This window comes from Halobacillus kuroshimensis DSM 18393 (assembly GCF_000425705.1).
Lineage (GTDB): Bacteria > Bacillota > Bacilli > Bacillales > Halobacillaceae > Halobacillus > Halobacillus kuroshimensis.
The window spans coordinates 173177-194703 of the sequence record NZ_AUDY01000011.1 but is presented as its reverse complement, the minus strand read 5'-3'; the positions used below and the strand labels follow the sequence as shown (position 1 = coordinate 194703).

General features: G+C 47.9%; 22 protein-coding genes and 1 riboswitch. Of the genes, 13 read left to right on the top strand and 9 right to left on the bottom strand.

What is annotated here, in order from left to right; genetic code table 11:
- Positions 1-105: 105 nt before the first annotated feature.
- The 7 genes from H615_RS0113695 to H615_RS0113665 form a co-directional block, all read right to left on the bottom strand.
- The gene (locus H615_RS0113695; protein ID WP_027955681.1) at positions 106-477 is read right to left on the bottom strand and encodes a VOC family protein; all 372 of its coding nucleotides are present in this window, start codon (positions 475-477) and stop codon (positions 106-108) included.
- A 55-nt stretch (positions 478-532) separates the two neighbouring features.
- Positions 533-2110 (bottom strand): BCCT family transporter, encoded by a 1578-nt coding sequence (locus tag H615_RS0113690; RefSeq protein WP_169516208.1) that lies wholly within the window; start codon positions 2108-2110, stop codon positions 533-535.
- 164 nt (positions 2111-2274) lie between these two features.
- Positions 2275-2991, bottom strand: coding sequence for a ZIP family metal transporter (locus H615_RS0113685; protein WP_051254720.1), 717 nt, complete (start codon positions 2989-2991; stop codon positions 2275-2277).
- A 256-nt stretch (positions 2992-3247) separates the two neighbouring features.
- Positions 3248-3427, bottom strand: coding sequence for a hypothetical protein (locus tag H615_RS0113680; protein WP_027955678.1), 180 nt, complete (start codon positions 3425-3427; stop codon positions 3248-3250).
- Positions 3424-4659 carry a hypothetical protein gene (locus H615_RS0113675; protein ID WP_027955677.1) on the bottom strand — a complete coding sequence of 412 codons (1236 nt, stop codon included), beginning with the start codon at positions 4657-4659 and terminating at the stop codon, positions 3424-3426. Before H615_RS0113675 ends, H615_RS0113680 begins: the two co-directional genes overlap by 4 nt.
- A 43-nt stretch (positions 4660-4702) precedes the next feature.
- Positions 4703-5428 carry a CsxC family protein gene (locus tag H615_RS0113670; protein ID WP_051254711.1) on the bottom strand — a complete coding sequence of 242 codons (726 nt, stop codon included), beginning with the start codon at positions 5426-5428 and terminating at the stop codon, positions 4703-4705.
- Between the two features lie 137 nt (positions 5429-5565).
- Positions 5566-6330 carry a CsxC family protein gene (locus H615_RS0113665; RefSeq protein ID WP_027955675.1) on the bottom strand — a complete coding sequence of 255 codons (765 nt, stop codon included), beginning with the start codon at positions 6328-6330 and terminating at the stop codon, positions 5566-5568.
- A 214-nt stretch (positions 6331-6544) separates the two neighbouring features.
- Here H615_RS0113665 and H615_RS0113660 point away from each other — a divergent pair, with 214 nt between their 5' ends.
- Both H615_RS0113660 and H615_RS0113655 read left to right on the top strand, forming a co-directional pair.
- The gene (locus H615_RS0113660; protein ID WP_027955674.1) at positions 6545-7717 is read left to right on the top strand and encodes a ParM/StbA family protein; all 1173 of its coding nucleotides are present in this window, start codon (positions 6545-6547) and stop codon (positions 7715-7717) included.
- A gap of 18 nt (positions 7718-7735) precedes the next feature.
- Positions 7736-8107, top strand: a complete 372-nt coding sequence (locus H615_RS0113655; RefSeq protein ID WP_027955673.1) for a hypothetical protein — start codon at positions 7736-7738, stop codon at positions 8105-8107.
- A 76-nt stretch (positions 8108-8183) separates the two neighbouring features.
- On the opposite strand, the gene H615_RS0113650 is transcribed toward H615_RS0113655, so the two are convergent.
- Positions 8184-8723, bottom strand: a complete 540-nt coding sequence (locus H615_RS0113650) for a CotY/CotZ family spore coat protein (RefSeq protein WP_035532238.1) — start codon at positions 8721-8723, stop codon at positions 8184-8186.
- A 155-nt stretch (positions 8724-8878) separates the two neighbouring features.
- A riboswitch (cobalamin riboswitch) is annotated at positions 8879-9072 on the top strand.
- A 159-nt stretch (positions 9073-9231) separates the two neighbouring features.
- Here H615_RS0113650 and H615_RS0113645 point away from each other — a divergent pair.
- The 9 genes from H615_RS0113645 (at position 9232) to H615_RS0113595 (ending at position 17498) form a co-directional block, all read left to right on the top strand.
- On the top strand, positions 9232-9420 hold the full coding sequence (locus H615_RS0113645; RefSeq protein ID WP_027955671.1) for a hypothetical protein: 189 nt from the start codon (positions 9232-9234) through the stop codon (positions 9418-9420).
- 45 nt (positions 9421-9465) lie between these two features.
- Positions 9466-10575 carry a citrate synthase gene (mmgD, locus tag H615_RS0113640; RefSeq protein ID WP_027955670.1) on the top strand — a complete coding sequence of 370 codons (1110 nt, stop codon included), beginning with the start codon at positions 9466-9468 and terminating at the stop codon, positions 10573-10575.
- A gap of 48 nt (positions 10576-10623) precedes the next feature.
- The gene (locus tag H615_RS0113635) at positions 10624-12063 is read left to right on the top strand and encodes a bifunctional 2-methylcitrate dehydratase/aconitate hydratase (protein ID WP_027955669.1); all 1440 of its coding nucleotides are present in this window, start codon (positions 10624-10626) and stop codon (positions 12061-12063) included.
- A gap of 17 nt (positions 12064-12080) precedes the next feature.
- Complete coding sequence (gene prpB, locus H615_RS0113630) at positions 12081-13001, top strand: methylisocitrate lyase (protein ID WP_027955668.1); 921 nt, start codon at positions 12081-12083, stop codon at positions 12999-13001.
- Positions 13002-13394: 393 nt separating this feature from the next.
- Positions 13395-14768, top strand: coding sequence for a M28 family peptidase (locus tag H615_RS0113620; RefSeq protein ID WP_027955667.1), 1374 nt, complete (start codon positions 13395-13397; stop codon positions 14766-14768).
- A gap of 129 nt (positions 14769-14897) precedes the next feature.
- On the top strand, positions 14898-15320 hold the full coding sequence (locus H615_RS0113615) for a hypothetical protein (RefSeq protein ID WP_027955666.1): 423 nt from the start codon (positions 14898-14900) through the stop codon (positions 15318-15320).
- Between the two features lie 197 nt (positions 15321-15517).
- Positions 15518-16021, top strand: coding sequence for a hypothetical protein (locus tag H615_RS0113610; protein WP_027955665.1), 504 nt, complete (start codon positions 15518-15520; stop codon positions 16019-16021).
- Between the two features lie 290 nt (positions 16022-16311).
- Positions 16312-16665: a hypothetical protein gene (locus H615_RS0113600; protein WP_027955663.1), complete on the top strand. Its 354-nt coding sequence runs from the start codon at positions 16312-16314 to the stop codon at positions 16663-16665.
- 113 nt (positions 16666-16778) lie between these two features.
- The gene (locus H615_RS0113595; RefSeq protein WP_169516207.1) at positions 16779-17498 is read left to right on the top strand and encodes a YheC/YheD family protein; all 720 of its coding nucleotides are present in this window, start codon (positions 16779-16781) and stop codon (positions 17496-17498) included.
- Here H615_RS0113595 and H615_RS0113590 read toward each other — a convergent pair.
- On the bottom strand, positions 17495-18826 hold the full coding sequence (locus H615_RS0113590; protein WP_027955661.1) for a YheC/YheD family protein: 1332 nt from the start codon (positions 18824-18826) through the stop codon (positions 17495-17497). The genes H615_RS0113595 and H615_RS0113590 overlap by 4 nt on opposite strands.
- Before the next feature lie 108 nt (positions 18827-18934).
- On the opposite strand from H615_RS0113590, the gene H615_RS0113585 reads away from it, so the two are divergent.
- Together H615_RS0113585 and H615_RS0113580 are read left to right on the top strand one after the other, a co-directional pair.
- Positions 18935-20284 carry a YheC/YheD family endospore coat-associated protein gene (locus H615_RS0113585; RefSeq protein WP_027955660.1) on the top strand — a complete coding sequence of 450 codons (1350 nt, stop codon included), beginning with the start codon at positions 18935-18937 and terminating at the stop codon, positions 20282-20284.
- Positions 20285-20302: 18 nt separating this feature from the next.
- The gene (locus H615_RS0113580) at positions 20303-21526 is read left to right on the top strand and encodes an ATP-grasp domain-containing protein (protein ID WP_027955659.1); all 1224 of its coding nucleotides are present in this window, start codon (positions 20303-20305) and stop codon (positions 21524-21526) included.
- Position 21527: the final 1 nt, after the last annotated feature.

Here is a 21527-nt window from a genome sequence, read left to right as displayed (position 1 = left end):
TATTAATGTTAAGTAAGCGCTGACAACCCAGCCGTGCCATCGTTTCAAAAAAAGGAAGAAAAAAACAAAAAAAAGACGATCGAATGATATCGACCGTCTCCAGCTTTATCTATTAAATTCAATAATGTTTCCATCGGGATCGGCGATGTACACCTGATGCCATTCCGTTTTATTGACAGGCTTGTTCAGCATCTCCACTCCGTGCTTTTCCATTCTTTCGATAAACGCCTCAACATCACGGACTCTGACCGCAAAATGTCCATCCCTGGAATCAATCTCGGTTGTACCGCGAAGCGTTTTTCCTTCTGCATAAGCAATCAAGTGAATCTGCGTTGCGCCTACCTGATACCAGGCTCCGGGAAAGTCGAAATCAGGACGGTCCGGGCTTTCTTCAAATCCGAGCACCCCGCCATAAAAATGTTTGGCTTGTTCTATATCCGATACAATGATAGATACGTGGTGCAGTGATTCATACATGTACAGGTCCCCTTTCAAAAGTTACTCTGATATCAGTGTAATCCAATCTACCAGACTATTCCACTTTACGCTTCGCTTCATAAGCTTTTGAAGGCCTATCTTTCTGACGGACGTTGGTCAGCCAGGCTTGATCGGCGTCGATCATTTTCTTCGCTGCGTAAATCAGAATGAATTGAATGACGATGATCGGCAGACCCATAAGGCCTGATACGACATTCAATGGCGCCAGACCGCCGATCCTCATTAGAATCAAAGCAAAAGCAGTAATCACAGCCGCAATGATAATACGAAGCATCTTTGGCGGCTCAAAACGGCTCATATCCCGCGTACTTGTATAGGCGGCAATCGTATAAGTCGTGGAATCGAGGGTCGTCGTCAGGAAAATCAAGGCGACAATCATGAAGATGACAATGGCGATTTCTCCGAAAGGAAGCGTATTTAAAATTTCCGGTATCGCAGCCATACGCGCTTCTTCTTCAACGAAGTTCAAAATATCAAGATTTCCAGTCAGATAGCGGTGGACACCAAGCCCGCCAAGGACCCCTGTCGCCAGCCAGGAAAGCAGCGTTGGAGCGAGCAGATAAGTGAGAATCATCTCCTTAATCGTCCGACCCTGTGAAATCTTTGCTGCAAACACACTGTGAAGCATGGCCCAGGTGGCGCTGTAGGCGAACCAGAAAATCGTGTTGCTTTGAATATGCGAAGTTTCCCCCTGATAGACCGATTCAGTGTTCAAGGAAAAATCCAGGTAGTTGGTCAAGAGCATCGATACACTATCCGTGAAGTAGTTCAGGATGAAAACACCTGGACCTCCGACGAGAATAAACAGGGCTAAAAAACCGGCAATATACATGTTCCATGTACTTAACCGTTTGATTCCTTTTTCGATGCCGAGATAAGCACTAAGGGAAAATAAAAAGACCCAGACGATGGTAACGATGATCGTCAGCGTGAAATCCACCTGGATACCGAGCAGATGAGAAAGGTTCTGCGTAATGATCGGCGCTCCCAGACCAAGCGTAACAGCTGCTCCGGAAAGAATACTGATTAAAAACAACACATCCAGCAGCCGGCCTCCGATGCCGTCTGTGAACTTATCTCCGAACAAAATCCGGCAGGCCTCTGAAATTCTCATCAACGGGCGTTTTTTTACGTGAAGTATGTATCCCATCGCCGGTGCTATCATGACAAAAATAGCGAATACTTGAAAGCCCCATAAAAACATACTGTAGGCGTTCCCCCACAGCAGGGCTTCCGCAGAACCAGCCTCTACACCGGCCGGCGGGTCGTTGGCGACAGACGTCCACTGGAGCATCCCCGTCCGCATGATCGTCGATCCTACACCCATCGCGACCAGAATGGACGCGTACTCAAAAAGGGTGAACCTCGGCTTCTCCTTCGGATCCCCAAGAACCACTTTTCCGTATTTGGAAAATGCCAAGTAAAGACCTGCGGCGACCAGTAAAATGCCATACCATAAGTATCCCCAGCTGAATGATGACACAATCGAATCAAAGACTGTATTCATAAGTTCCAACGACTGTGATTCATACAAGGCAAAAGGGATACTGATGGCAGCCATCAGTAAAAGTGATGGAATGAATATTTTGTAATCAATCATTTTTTTATTCATGCTATCTCCTCCCAATTTCTGCATACCCGATGAAAAACCACCTATAACGATATTTTTCCAATAAAATATTTCCAACGAATCATTCCCCCTTGCCTTTCTTTGCTGATACGTTTACAAGAAAGGGTTGGGAGAACAAAAAATCCCGCCGGATCATCCGGCAGGATTCAGCGGAACCATTCCACAATTCCGATCATGCTGAGCAGCCCAAGTAGGAAAGAGAACGTAGCCAGACGCTCATAGCCATGACCATGGGTTTCCGGAATCAACTCCTTATAAACGATGAACAACATCGCACCAGCAGCAAAGGCGAGCCCGTAAGGAACGAGGAACAGAGAGATATGAACCACGTAAAACCCAATAAAACTGGAGACGCATTCGATCCCACCTGTCAGCACCGCCATAAAAAGGGCTGTCCGTCTTGAAACGTTTTGATGGAGAAGGAACAAAGCGACAAGGAACCCTTCCGGTGCGTTCTGAAGACCCATGGAAAAAGCGACGACCATTCCGAGATGCTCGACTTGACTGGCCAGGCTGGCACCGACCGACAACCCTTCCGGAATGTTATGGAGGGTCATCGCCGCGACAAGCATCAGCGATTGGTGCGGCAGCACGGGTGATTTCCTCGTATGATCCATATCTACATGGGGAAGAAGATACTCGAGCAGGTTCAAAATCAGCGCGCCTCCGAGTACACCAATACAAAGCACCGTTACATTAGTCAGCTTCAAAGAGGCCGGGATAAGGCCATAGGTAGATGCTGCCATCATCACACCAGCGGTATAGGCGAGAATGCTGTCCATTTTCCGGTGGGATACCCGGCGGATCAGCAGGACCGGGAGGGCTCCCGCACCCGTAGCCATGGCTGACAGGATCATAATCATCAGCGTCCCCTCCAACAGCTCCGCCCCCTTCCATCCATTGTTTTCTAGTATATGTACAGGCCTATGGAAAAGAACGTTCTATATCAGTATAGAAATCTACTTTCCCTTGATGGCTGCTAACCTAATTTTATAGTCTGCCGGCATCTGACCATGCCAACCGTCCCTGGAGAACATATAGTAGTAGGGAGTCGAAAGAAACCTGTCTCATAGACAACCCTTTTGACTCGGACTCTCAAAGATGAAACATGCCTTGGTATCACAGAGAATTTTCCTCCAGGGCGGCGGCCTGAATCCCGGACATTTCCCCACCACCGTTCAACATGAACAGGCAGCCATTCCTCCACCTTCCATCATTGTAGAGAGCACCTTGAACGTGACCATTGAAAAGAGAGTTCCTTCCTGCGGAACCCTCTTTCTTTTTGTTTATTCGGTTCATGATTCCCAGACATCCAAACGTTTGAACCGCTGCTGGTAAAGAAGCAGCCCCCCATGAAAAACCCCTTGCACGTGAAGGTCTCCTTTTCCATAACATTCCTGATGGACCAGGAAGGAAACGTTCTCCAGCTCCTTTTCCACCGGAGATGGATACGTTTGATAGATTTCCTTATGCATTTCCGCGCTTTTTGCTGTGTATTCCTTTTCCGAATAGGTGGGGAGTTCAGGAGTGATCATCGCGCCCACTTCCACCGTTTCCTCAAAAGGAACCCGTTTACAGATCCGCTTCAACTCCCCACGTTCCTGATAATCCACGGATACAGTAAAACACCCGCGCAGAAATAGAAACGGGTACATAGGAGCAGAGATGTGAATGTCATGGACGGACCATTCCGTCTTCAGAACGGCACCGGAATGACAAGGAACAGGAATACTTTCCCGGATCTCCCATTCCAATGGAACATGAGCCAGAAGGACAGGCACTTTCACCGTTTTTTCTATGCTCTGTTCATTCCATGAATCCGACGAACCATCATCACAGACTGGACAGCTTGAAGAAGAGGATGAAGAAGAACTGGAAGAGGATTCACATGCAAATAAATCATCGATCCCACTGCCTGAAAAAGGGTCTTCACAGCTTTCGTCCTCTATAATGGACGAAACAGAACGGGGGTCTTCCGCAGGATGCCGTTCTACAGCCTTCTCCCCGGCATCAGAAGATTCTGTGGGCTGCGACATAGCTTTTTGAGAAAAGTAATGACTCTTGAACTCATTGGAGGATTCTACCATGGCAGAAGCAATATCTCCGAGGATGGGGTAATCATGATCGGCTTTAGAAACGAAGGACGCTTCTGCAGAATCCTCCGACTCTTCCAGAAGAGCAAATATTTCAGGGAGCACACCTCCCTCCTCTGCTGGTTCCGTCGTATCATCAAAGAACCCTCCGCTGGATTCATCAAGCATCGAAGAGAATTCAGCGGCAAGGCACGACTTTCGTTTTCTTATTTCGCCTTCATTCATTGGTATGCGGGTATTGTTTTCCACAGCCTTCTCCTCTTCCTCCGGTTTAAACAAGGCCATTTCCTCCTCTTCAACGGCAGAGGAAGGGAGAAACAACGGGCCGCCGCCCCTTGTTTCCTCTCCCCACCCTGACAGATGACCGCCCAGGAAACTTCCACGATTCTTAGGATTGACCCAGTGTGTCTGTTGAAAAGTAATGACATCACGTTTCATAGATATGAAAGGACGCCTCCTTTCCTCCCTCTTTTCCTATGAATCAATCACCGTTGCTTGTAGATGCGACACGGATCTGCTGTTTCTGCAGGACGTTCACACAGATATCCAGCACCATCTTCTCCTCTATCTTTGTGAAATACCCTTCATGAAAAGGGGCTTTCCCTGGAAGAGGCATGCGGTCCAATGCTTCATCCCACTCCACGATCCGGCTCGACAGCAGTTCACAGTAAGGCAGTTCATTATAAAATTGACTGCTTTCCTGATGATACTGGGAAATGTCACTGCTGATATGCTGGTCTTTTTCCGGAAATCCCTCTGGTAAAGACTTGGATCGGACAAAATCAAATTCTTCCCGCGTATTGTTCTTCGGCATCACCGGCATGGAAAGAAAATCCTTAATTTCAGTCACCTGTTCGAAAGGGACATCCACCGTAAAGGAATGAAGGTCGGAAGCCACACTCTTATCTGTCGGCATTTCAATTTCACTGCACGGGCTGGCATATTGGATATTCTTTCGTACGAATCCTTTAATAAACAGTTTTTTAGATGGCAGCAGCAGGCGGCATTGGGTTAAGTGCACACGTTTCTTAATATCTTTGATCTCAAGCACCGGCTCTGGAAAAGTGATCGTTTCACTGACATGGATCTGAAGCTTCAGTTCTGCGAGTACGACAGGAACCTTCGTTACAATCTTGCCGATACTTACATGCGGTTTTCTTTCACAGTGAAGCTCCAAGCCGTCCTCTTCGTTAAACACACCTGTCATTTGTCTGCCCCCTAATCAAAATATACCCACATCGTATGTAGCTGCCTTTTCTGTGTCTGGGCTCTTATCCTGATTTCAAGACAATGGTGGAACAGCAAAAAAAGATGACAGCCCTGATGGACTGCCACCCTCTTCGATTACAGAGCGTCTACGCGCACCTGTTGGTTTTGAAGCACTTTAATAGTGAATCGCACCTGCATTTTTTCAACGATATGACGGAAGTATCCTTCATCAACCGGGCTGTCGCCAAAAGAGCGGCGGTCTGTTGCTTCGTCCCACTCAAGAATCTGACTGGAAACTAGCTCACAGAATGGCAGCTGGTTGTATGCCTGGAAGCTTTCCTGATGGAACTGGGAAAGATCGCTGGACAGATACTGGTCTTTTTCCGGATATCCTTTGCCAAGGTCCTGGGCTCTGAAAAAGTCGTACTCGTCTCTACGATTACGAAGAGGCAGTTGAGCTGGTGAATCCAATTCGATGGTAGTCATGCACTCAAATGGTACTTTCACAGTGAGGGACTTGATTTCAGATGATACACACTCACCCTCAGAATCATGACAAGGTGTCGCGTATTGAATGTTTTTACGGACATACCCTTTCAAGAACAATGGGAACGGACCTGCAGAAAACTGGTCATCGTCGTCGCCTGTGGACGTACGCGTAAGCAGACGGCACTGGGTAATGATGACACGCTTTTTGATATCTTTGATTTCAAGTACCGGGTGTGGGAAGGAAATGTTAGCGACGAGGTTAGTCGTAACATTATAGGCTCCCAGTTCAACCGGAATCCGGACGATACGCTCTCCGCTTGGAGTGATCGGAGTATCCGCACTTGAATTTGTACACTGTTCAATAGAAGCTGATTCATTCAGGTTGACACAGTGACGGTCATTTTTTCTCATGATGTTTTCCTCCTTTATAGTAACCTCACTGTAGTCTATGCTCTATGATTTCGAAGGCATGGTCACTTGTATTAGTATAAACGTGGAACTTTTAAGACAAGTTCCTGTAAAAGATTTATAGAAATGGTCCGCCCAAATCTATCAGAGGCCCCCGGTGGGAGTACTGGCACAGCCTGGAAAGCTGCGCATATGCTTTAACGTCAGGAGGTAGAAAATGAAAAACGAGCATATTTTCTCTGTAGATATCGGGAACAGCTGGTATAAGATTCTCGCATCAGATGACGGTGGTTTCATGGATTATCAAATCCCGAACGCCGTCGCTTTGTTTGATGAAGAGTTTTATGAAATGCCATATGACGAGGAAGATGTGGATTATGAAGAAAACATGATTGTGGAAATCAAAAGCCCGGCCATCCAGGACCGACGGAACATTTACTACATCGGCAAGTCAGCGGTCAAACAGAGAAATGTCAGCCTGACTTCCTTTAACAATCAAAAGGTTGATGAAGAACGGACGTATATTCTTCTTTTTGCCGCTGCTGCTTACCACGCCCTGCTCGGCAGTGGTTCAGAAAAGGATGTCGAGTACACGATCGATCAACTGGCGGTTTCCCTGCCGACCACCCAGTACAAGCGCCGGAAGGATACGTTGAAAAACCGGCTCACCGGTACGCATACAATCATTTTCCATAAAGTGCCCGGGATCCGGGAACCGAAAGAAGCAGTGGTAACTCTCCATATTGAGGATGTGATCGTCGGGGCAGAAGGCGCCCTCGCCTATCTGGCCCTCACCCGCGATCCCGAAACGCTCGCCGTCTCTGATGAATCGCTGGTGAAAGAATCGGAGCGTGGAGTCATCATTGGAGACCTCGGAGGAGATTCCGTCGACTTTGTCGGTATCAAACACAATAAACCGGTGGCTTCTGTGGAAGGTGAGCCGTTCGGCATCAACCCTTTTCTCGATACCATCATACAAAAAGTAAGCCAGAATGAGCTGTACAGCTTCAACTCCAGATCGGAACTGGAAGAAAAACTGGCACGCGGCCAGTCGGAATGGTATGTAGAACCTTTTGCAGGCGTAAAAAAGGATATCAGCCGCTACATTCTCCCGCAGCTGCGATTGATGGCTGGAAAATATTTGGAGCACTTCGACCGCGTCCGTTCAAGTTCACACGAAATCAAGGGGGCAGCCCGCTATATCGCCGTCGGAGGCGCAGCCCAGATTGCCGAGCGTCAGATTCGTGAAGCTGCTGTGTCCTGGAGTGAAAAAGGACGCCCGATTGAATTGACATTCCCTGAGGAAATGGCCAAATTGAACGTACGAGGGTTGATGATTCTTGCTAAAATGCAGCTCTTCAGTAAAAAACAGACCGCTGACAGGTCATAAGGGTGAGAAGGTGAAACGATGTCACACACCTACCGTGATTACTTCAACGAAACCGTTGTCACCATTCCTGAGAAATATATAGACGTCAGGACCGGACACGCGCAGACCGTCGAAGCGGATGTGATAAAAGAACTGGCCTACCACGCGGAAAATAATACGCTCCAGCACTTCCTTCTTTCTGCCCTGCACCAGTACTTATCCGCACCGGCAGCAGGAGGCACCTCTGGAGGAGACCCTGTACTCGACGAACTCCGCACCATCAAAGAAATGCTCACCAGAGGCGCCTTTTCATCCGGCCCTTCAAGCAGGAATAGCGTCCCGCCCCTGGCTGCTTCTGCTTTCATTGATCAAAAAGAAATCGAAGACATGTTGGAAGCTTTCGGAGGCTGAATCAGAAAAGCCGGCTGCGGCCGGCTTTTTTGATGGAGTCGATTCAAAGCGACACTTTGTTTGAATTTTTTTCAGCTTAATGGAGTCGGACAGCCGGGAGACAGGTAACCGCACAGAAGCAGGATAAATCTACGGTGATGCAGATGCCCGTACCTGCCAGGTCACGAACGGCTTTTCCATCAATCTGGCTGCATGCGGAGTGCTTCTGTTTCGAGTCATCCTTCCAATCCGACTTAAATACTAGCAGTTCAAGGACCGCACACCCATCATGGACATCCTTCACTTTGAAAAGGTACGTGTGGACACACTTGAAGGTTTCTTTTTTCGCATGGCACGAATACGTTGTCACGCCTGTTCCCTTGAAGGGATCACAGCCACAGTAAAGAATGACCGGAACGGTGTTCTTCTTTACTTTATGATCCCCGAGCAGAGAATCAATGGATTGCTGGCATGACGTGTGACAGCTGTCATCTTCCACTCTGTCCTGAGCATAAACAATGGCCTCCAGTACATCTTCCACGCAGTTTTTATAATGCTTCACTTTTTTGGATTTTCCACAGTGGTCTTTATGTTTATGGTCGTAACCGTAACTTGAGCTTTCATAATCATAACTCATCTTTTTCACTCCTTATTCATTCAGTCCTGATAGTATACGCCGCACATCTCATTCTGTTTGATGTGTGCGCCCATGCGGGCATGAATAACTTTTTCCGGAATTTCAAATAAAATTGTTTATTTTCCGAATGTTTGCTATATTGAAAGAGAAAATTGAATAGCGTTGTAGATACAGGTTCCTTTTCTTTCAAAGAAAAGGACTAATAGGGAAACCGGTTAAAATCCGGTGCTGTCCCGCAACTGTAATTGGGAGTGTTCCGTACATACCACTGTCTTCACAAACGAAGATGGGAAGGTTCCGGAACGCCATGATCATAAGCCAGGAGACCTGCCTGTATCAGCAGACATCAAAACCTACGAGGATAGGAGGTGTTAAGTGCGGTCGGATGGTTTCCATATAGGCAGTTTTCTGCCTGTTTGTTTGCTTTTCAATACGTAAACTTAACAACTTCTAAAAGGAAGTTGTTTTTTTATGGTCGATATTTTGTAAGGGATGAGGTGAAGTCCTGTTGGCGTCGCTAAAAGAAGAATTTTTGAACCATTTGAGATCCGGCATCATGCTTTATGTTTGTAGTGGAGCGCCTCACACACTGGAGGATATGTATGAAACTCTTCAGGAGGGACTGACGGATAAGGACAGCGATCTTGCGCATTTGAAGGAAGCTTACCAACAGGTACGTCGGGAAATGATCGGCTGACCTCTCATTTTTTGTAAGCGTTTACCTAACCAAAGGAGGAACCACATGGATAAAACGACGATGTTTCAACCCGGGTTGAACGGTGTGATTGCTGCGGAAACGAAACTTTCCTACCTGGATGTAGAAGCTGAAGAAATCGTCATCCGCGGCTATGATCTGATTGAGCTGGCTGAAAAACGGCAGTACATCGACTTGATTCAACTTCTTCTGAAAGGCCGCCTCCCTGACGGAGCGGAGCAGAAGGAACTTGAGGAAACCTTAAAATTAGAAGCTCCTCTTTCCGACAGTTTGGTTCAACTATTAGCTAAGCTCCCTAAAGATACTCATCCTATGGACGCCTTACGGACCGGAATCTCAGCCCTCGCCGGGTACGATAAAAACCTCGGTGAGCGAAAAAATCTGGAACAGACGATCCTGCGTCTACTGGCGAAAATTCCAGTAATTACCACCGGCAGCTATCACCTTCTGCAGGAGAAAAGTATTCTGGAGCCTGATCCAGACCTATCCTACAGTGCGAACTTTTTGTATATGCTGACTGGACGCGTTCCAGATGAGCAGGAAGCGTCGATTTTCGACCAATCTTTAATGGTGTACAGCGAACATGAAATGCCGAATTCCACGTTTACCGCCCGTGTCATTGCTTCCACCAATTCGGATTTATATGGAGCCCTCACGGGAGCTGTCGCTTCTCTTAAGGGGAACCTTCACGGAGGGGCCAATGAAGCCGTCATGCACATGCTGCTTGAAGGCAGATCTGTCGAAGGTTTTCAACAACTTCTGTTGGAAAAGCTCGCCCGCAAGGAGAAAGTGATGGGCTTCGGCCACCGGGTGTATATGAGGAAAATGGATCCCCGCGCCTCTTTAATGAAGGAAGCCCTGCGGAATCTGGCAGCTGTAAAAAACAGAGAAGACCTGCTTGAGTGCTGTGAAGCAGGAGAAGAGTTGATGAAGGAAGAAAAAGGATTGTATCCGAATCTGGATTATTATGCCGCTCCTGTCTATTATCTGCTCGGCATCCCGATTGATTTGTATACACCGATTTTCTTTTCCGCACGCACGCTCGGCATCTGTGCTCATGTGGCCGAACAATATACGGATAACAAATTGTTCCGCCCTCGGGTTCATTACACAGGACCACGGGGACTGCACCCTTAAAGGGCTGCCTTCTCTCATCAAATATTCACGCAAAGGTGGAGATGGAAGATGAATGAAACGCAAGTGCAGCAGACCGGAGTCGATCCAGTTCTAAGAGAAATTGCTTCCTATGCGGTGCACGGGGAAATTACAAGCGAAGAGGCGATGGAAACGGCTCAATACGTCTTAATGGATACGCTCGGATGCGGATTTTTAGCGCTCCGTTATCCGGAATGCACGAAACATCTGGGGCCGATTGTCCCTGGAACGGTTGTGCCGGACGGGGCGCGGGTTCCGGGGACATCCTATGTCCTCGATCCTGTCCATGCCGCGTTTAACATCGGGTGCATGATCCGGTGGCTCGACTACAACGACACATGGCTTGCTGCTGAATGGGGCCACCCTTCCGATAACATCGGAGGCATCCTTGCTGCAGCCGATTACATCAGCCGGACACGCCTCCGTTCGGGTCAGGAACCGATGACGATGCATGAAGTCCTCGAATACATCGTGAAGGCTCACGAAATTCAGGGGATTCTTGCCCTTGATAACAGCCTGAACCGGGAGGGACTTGACCATGTGCTCTTCGTAAAAGTAGCGACGACAGCTGTCGTGACTGCTATGTTTGGCGGGAAAACGGAAGACGTTACAAACGCTGTATCCCAGGCGTGGATTGATAACTCAAGCTTACGTACTTACCGGCATGCTCCGAACACCGGGTCAAGAAAATCATGGGCCGCCGGGGACGCCACAAGCCGCGGGGTGCGTCTGGCATTGATGACGATGAAAGGTGAAATGGGCTATCCTACCGCCCTTTCTGCTGACGGATGGGGATTTCAAGATGTCCTGTTCAGCGGAAAAGAACTGACCCTTTCACGTTCTTTCGGTTCTTACGTTATGGAGAATATTTTATTTAAAATCTCCTTCCCTGCTGAATTTCACGCTCAGACAGCAGCGGAAGCCGCGATCCATCTGCACAGTCAGGTGAAGGATAAACTGGACGAAATAGAAAAAATTACAATTACCACCCATGAGTCAGCCATCCGGATCATTGATAAAAAAGGGCCGCTCCACAACCCGGCGGACCGGGATCACTGCCTTCAGTACATTACCGCCATAGGCCTCCTGTACGGCGAATTGAACGCCGATCATTACGAAGATGAAACCGCCCGGAACCCGGCGATCGATAAACTGAGAGATTTGATGGAAACCATCGAGGAGGAGACCTATACCCGGGACTACCTGGATCCTGACAAGCGTTCCATCGCCAATGCCGTCCAAGTATTTTTCTCAGATGGGACTTCCACAGATCCGGTTGCTGTGGAATATCCAATTGGTCACCGCAGACGCCGGGACGAAGGCCTCCCGTTATTATTGAACAAGTTTCAAAACAATGTAAAAACCCGGTTTTCATTCAAACAGACGAATAAACTATTGAACCTGTGCGAAGATTACGAAGCTCTAACCCGGACGACGGTCCCGCAGTTTATGAACGAATTACAATTATGATGAAGGAGGAATGACCGATGACATGGCTCGTGCAGGCCGCCTCAACACAGACAAAACGTGCTCAGGAATTTCAACGTTTAATGAAAAGCGGGAACCTGTTGAAAATCCCCGGTGCCCATGACGGGATGAGTGCCAAAATCGCGAAGGACCTTGGCTTCCAGGCCCTCTACTTATCAGGAGCCGCTTATACGGCCAGTCAGGCCCTTCCTGATCTCGGCCTGATTTATTCCAATGAAATGGCTGGGAAAGCCCGGGAAATCGTCCGGGCTTCCGACCTTCCCCTTCTCGTTGATATCGATACGGGGTATGGAGGCGTGCTGAACGCGGCAAGAGCAGCGAAGGAGATGGTGGAAGCCGGAGCCGCCGCTGTACAGATTGAAGATCAGCTGATGCCTAAAAAGTGCGGCCACCTAAACGGAAAGCAATTGATTCCCCAGGAAGAAATGATGCAGAAAATCCAAGCCATCAAAGAAGCGGCTCCCGACTTAATTGTCGTGGCCAGGACGGATGCCAAAGCGGTCGAAGGAATCGATCAAGCAATCAACCGTGGCCAGGCTTATATAGAAGCCGGTGCCGACGCCATCTTCCCGGAAGCTTTCATAAGCGAGGAGGATTTCAGACGAGCCTCTTCTAATCTGAATGCTCCGATTCTCGCCAATATGACGGAGTTCGGACGGACACCCTACTACACAGATCAGCAGTTTGCCTCGTTCGGTGCGGACATGGTCATTTATCCAGTTACTTCCCTGCGTGCGGCAGCGAAAGCCTATGAACGGGTCTTTTCTGAAATTCTAGAAAAAGGTACGCAGGAGGAGAAGCTTCAGGATATGCAGACGAGACAGGAACTCTATGAAACCATTGATTATTATGACTACGAAGCCTTAGATGAAAAAGTAGCGAAAACCATCCTCCCGGAAATCGACAGCAGGAACAGATAACTCGTCCATAGACTTAAACAAGTGTTCCATATAATCATGTAAAACCTGTCCGGTGTTGAAATTTCATCCGTGGACAGGTTTTACATTCACCGCTTCACCGCATCCCCCACTTTCCACTGATTATCATGAACATTTCCTTGAAGAAACCGGGCGGGTCATGACTGTTCTTTTAAAAATGAGCCGAACGTCGCGGACTGTCCTGTCTTTCCTATGTATTGAAAGACTCTTTAGGAATATGGATGGACACCTTCGACAACGAACGCCAGACTTTTCAGGTGGCCCCCTGTATAAAGTCGAGCCTCTTTCCCTTTTTCCTCTACCTGCACTCGAGACCCCTTTTTACAATATTTGCTAGAATGAGAAGGCATTCCATTATGCTCAGGGAGGATTCTTATGTCAAAAAAAACTGTGACTCTTTTATTGTCTGCCGGATTAGTTTTCAGCAGCCTGCCTTCTGCCGTCCTGGCAGATCCACCACCTGCGGGGAGCCAGGCCGACCACGCCTTTGATAACAAAGTCATCAAGAAAATCAATGCAGACCGCCTTTTCGAACGGGTGCGTGACCTTTCTCAAGCCCCTCGGGAAGCGGGAACACAAGGGGAATGGAGCGCTGTTCAGTACATTAAACAGGAATTCGAAAGCTATGGATACGAGACTGAGATCCAGCCCTTTACTTTTCAGGAGTGGGAGTCAGGTCAGCCATCCATTACCGTGAATGGCACCCCTTTTACCGGAGGCATCCACACGTTTTACGGATCCATCAACCGGACCGTTGATGCGCCTCTTTATGATGCTGGACTCGCTGAACCAGAAGATGTGACGGATGAAGCCGAAGGAAAAATTGCCTTGATCGAGCGGGGCGAATACAGTTTCTATGAAAAAATACAGAATGCCATTGAACATGGAGCCGTTGGGGTGATCATGTACAACCGCGAAGGATCGTCAGGACAGACATTCGGTTATACATACGAAAATCAGGATATCCCCGCCGCTGCCATCAGTCGGGAAGATGGTCTGAAACTCGCAGAGAAACTGAAAAAAGAAACACTCTCAACGAACTTGACGATTCAAGGAGCGGGCACGGTCGACAAAACCTCTTATAATGTGATCGCTTCCATGAAACCACACAAAAATAAAGATACCGGACAAATCGTTACCGTCGGAGCTCACCACGATTCTGTCGCAGATGGACCGGGGGCCAATGACGACGCTTCAGGAGTATCCGGTGTATTGGAGCTTGCCAAAATCATGGCCAAAACCCCTACAGACACGGAATTGCGCTTTATGACCTTCGGAGCTGAGGAAAAAGGGCTCGTCGGGTCCTATCATTATGCGGACTCTTTGAGTGAGGAAGAAGCCAGCCGCATCAGCGCCCACTTTCAAATGGATATGGTAGGCAGCAGGGACTCGGGGGATTTGATCATGTTCACTCCTGACGGGAACAAAAACCTTGTGACAGATTTAGGAGCATCCGCCGGTGCACGCGTAGCGGAAGTCGTAGAGTATGGACAGCTCGGCCGAAGCGACCACGTTCCTTTCTTTGAACGAGGCATCCCCTCTGCCTTATTCATCCATGCACCTCTTGAGCCATGGTATCACTCCCCACAGGATACTTTGGACAAAATCAGCCGTGAGAAGCTGAAGGAAACGACTGAAATTGTAGGAGCCGCCGTTTACCAAATCGCCCGTCCGGATACACCGGCCCTGGAAAATGCAAGAGTAGCTCCCGGACCGGTTCATTATGAATTTGACGACCGGCCACTATAAGTCAAAAAGTCCGTCTTCCGGCGGACTTTGCCTCTTTTTAAGGAGAAGAATGTAGTTTTAGCTTCAAACCTCCTGATCTTTTCTTTTATACTTAGAGGAAGTACAGAAAGAAAGGATAGGAAACTATTGATGTTATACATATGGAAAATCGAAGAAATCATCCAGCAGACGATCAGCGACCATCAACTGGATATCAGCTGGGCAGCAGACAATCAATTGAAGGCTCCGATGAGCTTTAACGTCTCCAACAATACACTGACCTTTAATTACCTTGAGGTGAACGGCTTCATGAGTAAAGCCCATCTGGGCATCGCAAAGGAAGCTTATGTACAGCTGATGATCTGTCATGAACTAGGGTATTACCTTACGTTCAAAAAGCATAAGCACGACCTCCGTACACTCATGTACGGGGAAGACGAAGAGGTTGCCACATTGAAAGCGACGATTGAAACGAACGCCTGGGTTTACGGACGGACGCTCGTGCCTGAGCCATTGAAGGAGGCGTACGATCAGCTCCGCCGGCAGAACGAACAGCTCCTGCGGGGGCTTTGATTGAATCCGTCCATTGGAACTATTCTTTCAGCCCTTTTTAAGGATTATAATAAAATCATCGTGTCGGAATAAAGTTCTTTTCCTACTTTTCTCATCTTTTTAGAGGATTTTTACTTTTTTTGGAGAAATAGTAAACTATAATACTTTGACTGTCACTGCTCTCATTGATTAGGCTTATAAAAAGGATGGTGGATGGTTTGTTCAAGAATCGTATATTCAAGAATATTCTATTCCAATGGATGCCGCATAAGGAACAGAGTGTTTGCGAGCGTAAACTCGTCAAGGCGATCAAGCGCTTGAAAATTGAAGATTTTCATTTCAACTGGGATCGGAACAGCTGTTTTATTGAGTTTTCCTACCAAGGAGAAGTGTACAGACTGGAACATTCGGTGGACAAAGCTAAAGAACGCGGGATTATCTTAAGAAACGGCCTGGACTGTCTGAATGAATTGACCCAGTCTCTGGAAGATCTCGGTGTCATCATCGACCGCGGAATGTACAATTTCGAAACATGGATCATCGGAATGAGGCAGCCGAAAGCAGGAATATCCGCTGCAGAGTATGAAGAGGAGTTTCATATCCGGTATAAATCATCCGCTCCTAAAGCCCCTTCAGAATTCGCACGCCCTGAGGATGCAGCCGCATTCCGTGAACCTTTACCTGAATACAACGATCAGGAAAAAAGCTACCAGCGCTTTTAAAAGATCGTGAGAAAAGATAAAAGCCTGAAGGGCCAGCGATACGACTCGTTTTCAGCTGGAAAGGAAGCATATAAGAGGAGATTTTCTGCTGTACAGAAAATCTCCTCTTTTTTAAATCTTCCAACAGGGAGGTTGTAAGAAGCGGCCGGCAACGCCTGTGGGAAAAGCACAGGTCGATGGAATGTGCTCATAAAAAAGAAGAGTTTTCTAGCTTTCTTCATAAATCCCCTCCCCCATACAGACACTTCCATCCCCCTTACATATAGTGAATAAGTAAGGAGGTGTTGATCATGGGGGTCAATACAGGATGCAGCGCAGAATTCTGGGGGGCCCTTCAAAATATCCCTCAGTGGCCGGAAGCTTATTCCATATGCGACCGCGTCAATACTGTTTTCGATGTCTGCATTTACAAAGATAACCTCAATCTTCTATTCGCTCTCAATCTTCCCATCCCTTCCACCCCGACACAGGAGCTGGCCCTGGAAGGAACGGCCGCTCTTCTCAATGCAGCGCATTCACTTGTGAACTATCCACTTACGGAAGATGAAGTCATTGCCATTTTCCAGGAAGCTGTTGAAACAGAAAATTATGAAGATGCCATAAGCCTGTTCGCTGCCTACAACAACCTCTTCTGTCCGCTGTAAATGATAGCAGTATGGGCCCATCCCCTGATATTCAGGGGATTTTTTTATCCGGTGACATACGCACGGGACCAGCTGAGATCACGGATCCCATGTCCAAGAAAGGAATGAAAAACGTGATAACGAGCAAATGGAGAAAACATGTATGGATGAAGCGGTCTCCCGTCATCCGCCCTTTTCTTCCGGAAACAAAACGGCTGACCCCTGATACGATGCTGGATATGATTCAAAGACATAAGCAGGTCATTTTAAAGCCTGCGCGCGGATATAAAGGCCGAGGGGTCATCCAGCTGTCCGATCTAGGGAACGATTCCTTTGAATGGCACGTGAATCATAAAAAAATCCGGTCCTCCCGTTTATCCGGACTTTATGAGCATTTTACCAACACGTATAGCACCGGACGTTACCTGATCCAACAGAAAATCTCCCTCGCTGAATTCGACGGATGTCCGTTCGATTTCCGGGTTATGGTCCAGAGGAAATCAACGCAGACTGCCTGGCACGTGACAGGAAAGCTCGCCAGGGTCGCCGCCGCCCCTTTTATCGCCACCAACTATACAAAACAGATGCTGCCTGCGGAACAAGCCGCATCTGGGGCCTTTGGAGAAACAGCGGCCGTGGATCTTATGAAGCAGATGGATGAGCTCGGTTTACATGCTGCCCACCATATCGCTCCTTATTATGTGGAGCACCGCCTGTTCGGCCTCGATATAGCCATAGATAAGGACGGTCATTTATGGATCATTGAAGTGAATACGAAACCGGATATTGGGATGTTCAGAAATTTACCGGACCTTACTGCCTATAAGACGATCCGCTCCTACAAAAAGGGTTAAGCTTTACCTGAAAATCCGGTCAACGATTTGGCGTAGGCGAGCGGGGAACGGTAGACACTGTGCTTCAAAGATTCATCCCCGATCCTCACAAGGCTTGCGTGGCCGTAGTTGGCATTCACTTCGAGAAAATAAAGATCCCCCTTGTCACTAATGATGAAATCGAGGGCGATATCCCCAAAGTGACCCACGTCCTCATCCAGACGGGCGGCAGCCAGCAGACAGGCGGCCTCCACTTTCCTCTCCAGTCGCGCGCGCTCTTTTTTTCCGATCCCGTAAAACTGTTGGAGGGCGTCCGTCCCTTTCATTACCTTTTCGGTATACCTCAAATTGGTGATGACGCTCCCCGTCCGGGCGATTCGTCCGACAAATCCGCGCATCTTCCACGAAGAATCAGGATCTTTTTGAACGTAGGCTCTGAAGTCCACTTGTTTTCCATCCGCCGCATAAGGAACTCCTTGTTGAATCAGCCCTCTTTTCCTGTCGGGAATATCCGAGAGATACGCTTTCAACTGCCCCTCGCTGGAAAATACATCCTGCTTCTGCTCTCCTTTCAGCACCCTCGTGACGATATAGCGGTCGGCTTCTTTCTTCATTTGAATCATGCCATACCCTTTGGCACCAAACTTCCGTTTCCAATAAACGATGGTATATTGATCAATCAACGCCATCAGCCGTTCGTCTGTGGAATATTTTTCTGTATGAGGTACAAGCTTTTCTGTCGCCGGGTCCTGTCTGAGCGCACAGTAAAACCCCCACTTCCCAGCTCCTCTTCGATTAAAAAAACGTCCGGAGGTCAAGTCATCCAACAATCGATAGGTCCGCTCTCCACCGGCACTCGGACGGCTGAACACAGCACTTGGAAAAGGAAAAGTCCCCATACAGAAGCCCTTTTCCAAACCGACAAAGCCATACCCCGTCACCGATTCCCCTTCCGATTGGACACCATTCCTAGGAAAAACAATGACAAGTCCTTTTAAATTCTTGTAATCCACCACCCAGCGGCGCATAATGCTTAAGACATTCGGGCGGATGTTTTCCAGAGAAGTCCCCCTCAAAATCCCAAGGACCGGACCAAGATGAAAGCCATCTTTTTCAGACATCCATTCAAAGTCAATATCCTCAGGAATGGTGAGATCATGAAGCAGGTCATAGGAAAATTCCACCACACCTTCATTCACATGATTGTGGTAAAAGACAGAGGTACTCCGCTTCCAAAGACCAAGGTGCACATCCAAAGAAGTCCCCCCCTCCTGTCCCAGAACGTCTTTCATAGAAGGGTGGAAAGCAACGGATGCCTGGCTCAGCTCTGCATTCTTTTTTATAAACAAAGGGCTCCCTCCAACCTGTAAAAAACATCGTAGTAAAAGTTAGTCACACGCTTCTATTGTCCACGAATACCATATGCTGTACCTCAAACCAATGAGAGGGGATACAGGATGCACGGCGCCATTCACATTCAAAAAGAAAATGGGGAAGGGCGGGATTTCCACCTTCCACATCACATCCTTCAACAGCTGTCTATTCAGGAGGAAACTCCGATGATCGTCGAATTCGGTTCAAAAGCTGCGGCTGTCACAATAAAAGGAACGAAGGAACGACACGCACGCCTTTCCTCACGGACCGCCGATGAACTGCTTTTCCCTGACCAGGGAAGCTTTCAACTGCGTAATGATGAAGGCCATCTCAGGATTGGTCCTCATTTAGGAATATTAGCGGCAGGCAGGGAAAAATACCTGCCGGGAAAAAGAAAACGATTCAACCGTGTGCTGCAGAATGATCCGCTCCAAAGCGGCATTCTCACCATTTTTTCTCTGGACGGCATTCAATCCAGACACACGCAGTTGAGCGGATACATGTATAACCCTCTTGATGAAAGCTGGGAGAAAAGACTTCTCCCCTACCCCGATGTTGTGTATAAGCGTATGTCGTTAAAGAAAGAGCTGAAGTTGAGTTTCGAACGTCACGTAAACGGTGCCGTCTTTAATCAAGCTGTTTATTCAAAATGGCAGGTCTTTCAGTACTTAAAGAAGGATCCGTCCCTTCTCCCGCACCTGCCTCCTACCGCTCTTTTTACAGGAGGTTCAGAAGCCGTCGATTGGGTGAACCAGTGGGGATCGTTATTTTTAAAACCTGTCAAAGGGTCATTCGGACGTAAAACGATTCAAATTTCACCTTCTGCCGGAAGCCGGACGTGGCATGTACGGACGAGAGAAGATGGAACGAACATGGAGAAATGCCTGACTCCGGAAGAAGCAGCCATCCACCTGAATAAATCCATCGGTCGAAAACCATACCTTGCACAGAAATGTCTGGACATTGCGTTCAATCACCAAGTAATCGATTACCGGATCTATCTGCATAAGGATAGGCAGGCTGAGTGGAAAGCTGCTGGATGGGTCGCTAAGACAGGTGCTCCACAAAGTATCATCAGCAATCTCGCCGGCGGTGGTCATGCCTCTTCCGCAGAGGATGTGGTGAGGTCATGTTTTTCCCTTTCCAAAGAAGAGATCGACCATCTCCGTGAAGAGGTTTTTTCTGTTTGCTGCCGGGCAGCTGAACGCTTAGAGCAGGAGTCCGGAACCGTTTTTGGCTACTTTGGTGTGGACATTGCTTTGGACCAAAAAAGAAAGATCTGGCTGATTGAAATGAATCACCGGTATGTGGATGACCGGCTTCCCCTTTATGCAGGAGAAAATGAGTTATATTGGCACATACAAAAATCCTACGTAGATGCATTGAAAGGTATGTGTGGTTTTCCACAGGAACATATCCCGGACCCCCGGTAAAGAAAGGGACATGAGGTTATGGACTGCATCGTCTTTTTAGAAACACACAAATCCGGATCCAGTAGAGATGCCATTGAGGCAGCCGTGCAGATGGGCTATTTCACCATCCTCCTCACCCAGCAGATGAAGAAGATGAACCAGCGCGAAGAGTATCCCGATGTGCATCAAATGATTTTCGTCAAAGATTTACAGGATAAAGACGTCATTTACGAGCAGCTGGCGATTATAAATAAACAAGAAAAACAAATCAAAGCCTTTATTAGTTTCGTGGACCCTTTTGTTCGTCTGGCTGCAGAAATGGCAGCTGAACTGGGTTTAATTTCTCTGTCTGTCCCCGCTTTGTATCATATGGAAGATAAAACAAGGTTCAGGGAAATATTGAACGGACACCCCGCAGCTCCTAAGCATGCGGTTCTATCATTGGAGAAAGATGCTGATACGTTGTTTCATACTTACGCCGATCAACTGCCCTTTATTTTGAAGTCCCCTGTTTCCAATGGCTCCAAAGACGTTCTCTTAATCAAAGACAAGGAGGCTTTCCTGGATGCCTGCACCTATTTCAAAAGGCAGTCTGGTCTGTCCTCCCTCCTACTAGAAGAATATGTGGAAGGTCCCCAGTATCTGATTGAGATCATTGTCGAACATGGAACGGTTCAGCTGGCCGCTGTCATTGAACAAATCATCTCTAAAGAAGCCCGCTTCATCATCACCGGTTATCTTATGCCGGCGCCGCTCTCTGATTCCAGTACCGAAGAACTGCAGACGACCATCGAAAATATCGTTCACCATCTTGGCCTCACACATGGCACATGCCACGCGGAAATGAGGAAGACGGACTCCGGGTGGAAACTGATTGAAATCAACCCCCGGATATCCGGGAGTGCTGTCAACCAGCTGATTTATGAATCCACCGGCATTTCGTTAGTAAAGGAAACGTTGAAGTTGAACCTGGGAGACAGGATTGACTGCATCCCGAAGAAACAGCTCTCCGCCTATGCTCACTTCATCACCATCCAAGGCAGGGGGAAGTTGATTAAAGTAACAGGAAAACAGAAAGCCAAAACTGTGGCGTCTATAAAAAAAGTCTACGTAAAGCCACGCAGAGGATCGATTTTGTCCGCTCCTGTATCCATGGGACACCGTTATGCGTATGTCATCGCTTCTTCACCGGATAAAGACGAAGCTGTCAACGCAGCAAAGTCAGCAGCGGAGAAAATCAAATTTCATTTAGAACCGATATAGG

What these genes read in the sequence shown, in the direction of transcription:
- H615_RS0113695 (WP_027955681.1), bottom strand. Translation starts at nt 477, where the DNA reads ATGTATGAATCACTGCACCACGTATCTATCATTGTATCGGATATAGAA.
- H615_RS0113690 (WP_169516208.1), bottom strand. Translation starts at nt 2,110, where the DNA reads ATGAATAAAAAAATGATTGATTACAAAATATTCATTCCATCACTTTTA.
- H615_RS0113685 (WP_051254720.1), bottom strand. Translation starts at nt 2,991, where the DNA reads ATGATTATGATCCTGTCAGCCATGGCTACGGGTGCGGGAGCCCTCCCG.
- H615_RS0113680 (WP_027955678.1), bottom strand. Translation starts at nt 3,427, where the DNA reads ATGAACCGAATAAACAAAAAGAAAGAGGGTTCCGCAGGAAGGAACTCT.
- H615_RS0113675 (WP_027955677.1), bottom strand. Translation starts at nt 4,659, where the DNA reads ATGAAACGTGATGTCATTACTTTTCAACAGACACACTGGGTCAATCCT.
- H615_RS0113670 (WP_051254711.1), bottom strand. Translation starts at nt 5,428, where the DNA reads ATGACAGGTGTGTTTAACGAAGAGGACGGCTTGGAGCTTCACTGTGAA.
- H615_RS0113665 (WP_027955675.1), bottom strand. Translation starts at nt 6,330, where the DNA reads ATGAGAAAAAATGACCGTCACTGTGTCAACCTGAATGAATCAGCTTCT.
- H615_RS0113660 (WP_027955674.1), top strand. Translation starts at nt 6,545, where the DNA reads ATGAAAAACGAGCATATTTTCTCTGTAGATATCGGGAACAGCTGGTAT.
- H615_RS0113655 (WP_027955673.1), top strand. Translation starts at nt 7,736, where the DNA reads ATGTCACACACCTACCGTGATTACTTCAACGAAACCGTTGTCACCATT.
- H615_RS0113650 (WP_035532238.1), bottom strand. Translation starts at nt 8,723, where the DNA reads ATGAGTTATGATTATGAAAGCTCAAGTTACGGTTACGACCATAAACAT.
- mmgD (WP_027955670.1), top strand. Translation starts at nt 9,466, where the DNA reads ATGGATAAAACGACGATGTTTCAACCCGGGTTGAACGGTGTGATTGCT.
- H615_RS0113635 (WP_027955669.1), top strand. Translation starts at nt 10,624, where the DNA reads ATGAATGAAACGCAAGTGCAGCAGACCGGAGTCGATCCAGTTCTAAGA.
- prpB (WP_027955668.1), top strand. Translation starts at nt 12,081, where the DNA reads ATGACATGGCTCGTGCAGGCCGCCTCAACACAGACAAAACGTGCTCAG.
- H615_RS0113620 (WP_027955667.1), top strand. Translation starts at nt 13,395, where the DNA reads ATGTCAAAAAAAACTGTGACTCTTTTATTGTCTGCCGGATTAGTTTTC.
- H615_RS0113615 (WP_027955666.1), top strand. Translation starts at nt 14,898, where the DNA reads ATGTTATACATATGGAAAATCGAAGAAATCATCCAGCAGACGATCAGC.
- H615_RS0113600 (WP_027955663.1), top strand. Translation starts at nt 16,312, where the DNA reads ATGGGGGTCAATACAGGATGCAGCGCAGAATTCTGGGGGGCCCTTCAA.
- H615_RS0113585 (WP_027955660.1), top strand. Translation starts at nt 18,935, where the DNA reads ATGCACGGCGCCATTCACATTCAAAAAGAAAATGGGGAAGGGCGGGAT.
- H615_RS0113580 (WP_027955659.1), top strand. Translation starts at nt 20,303, where the DNA reads ATGGACTGCATCGTCTTTTTAGAAACACACAAATCCGGATCCAGTAGA.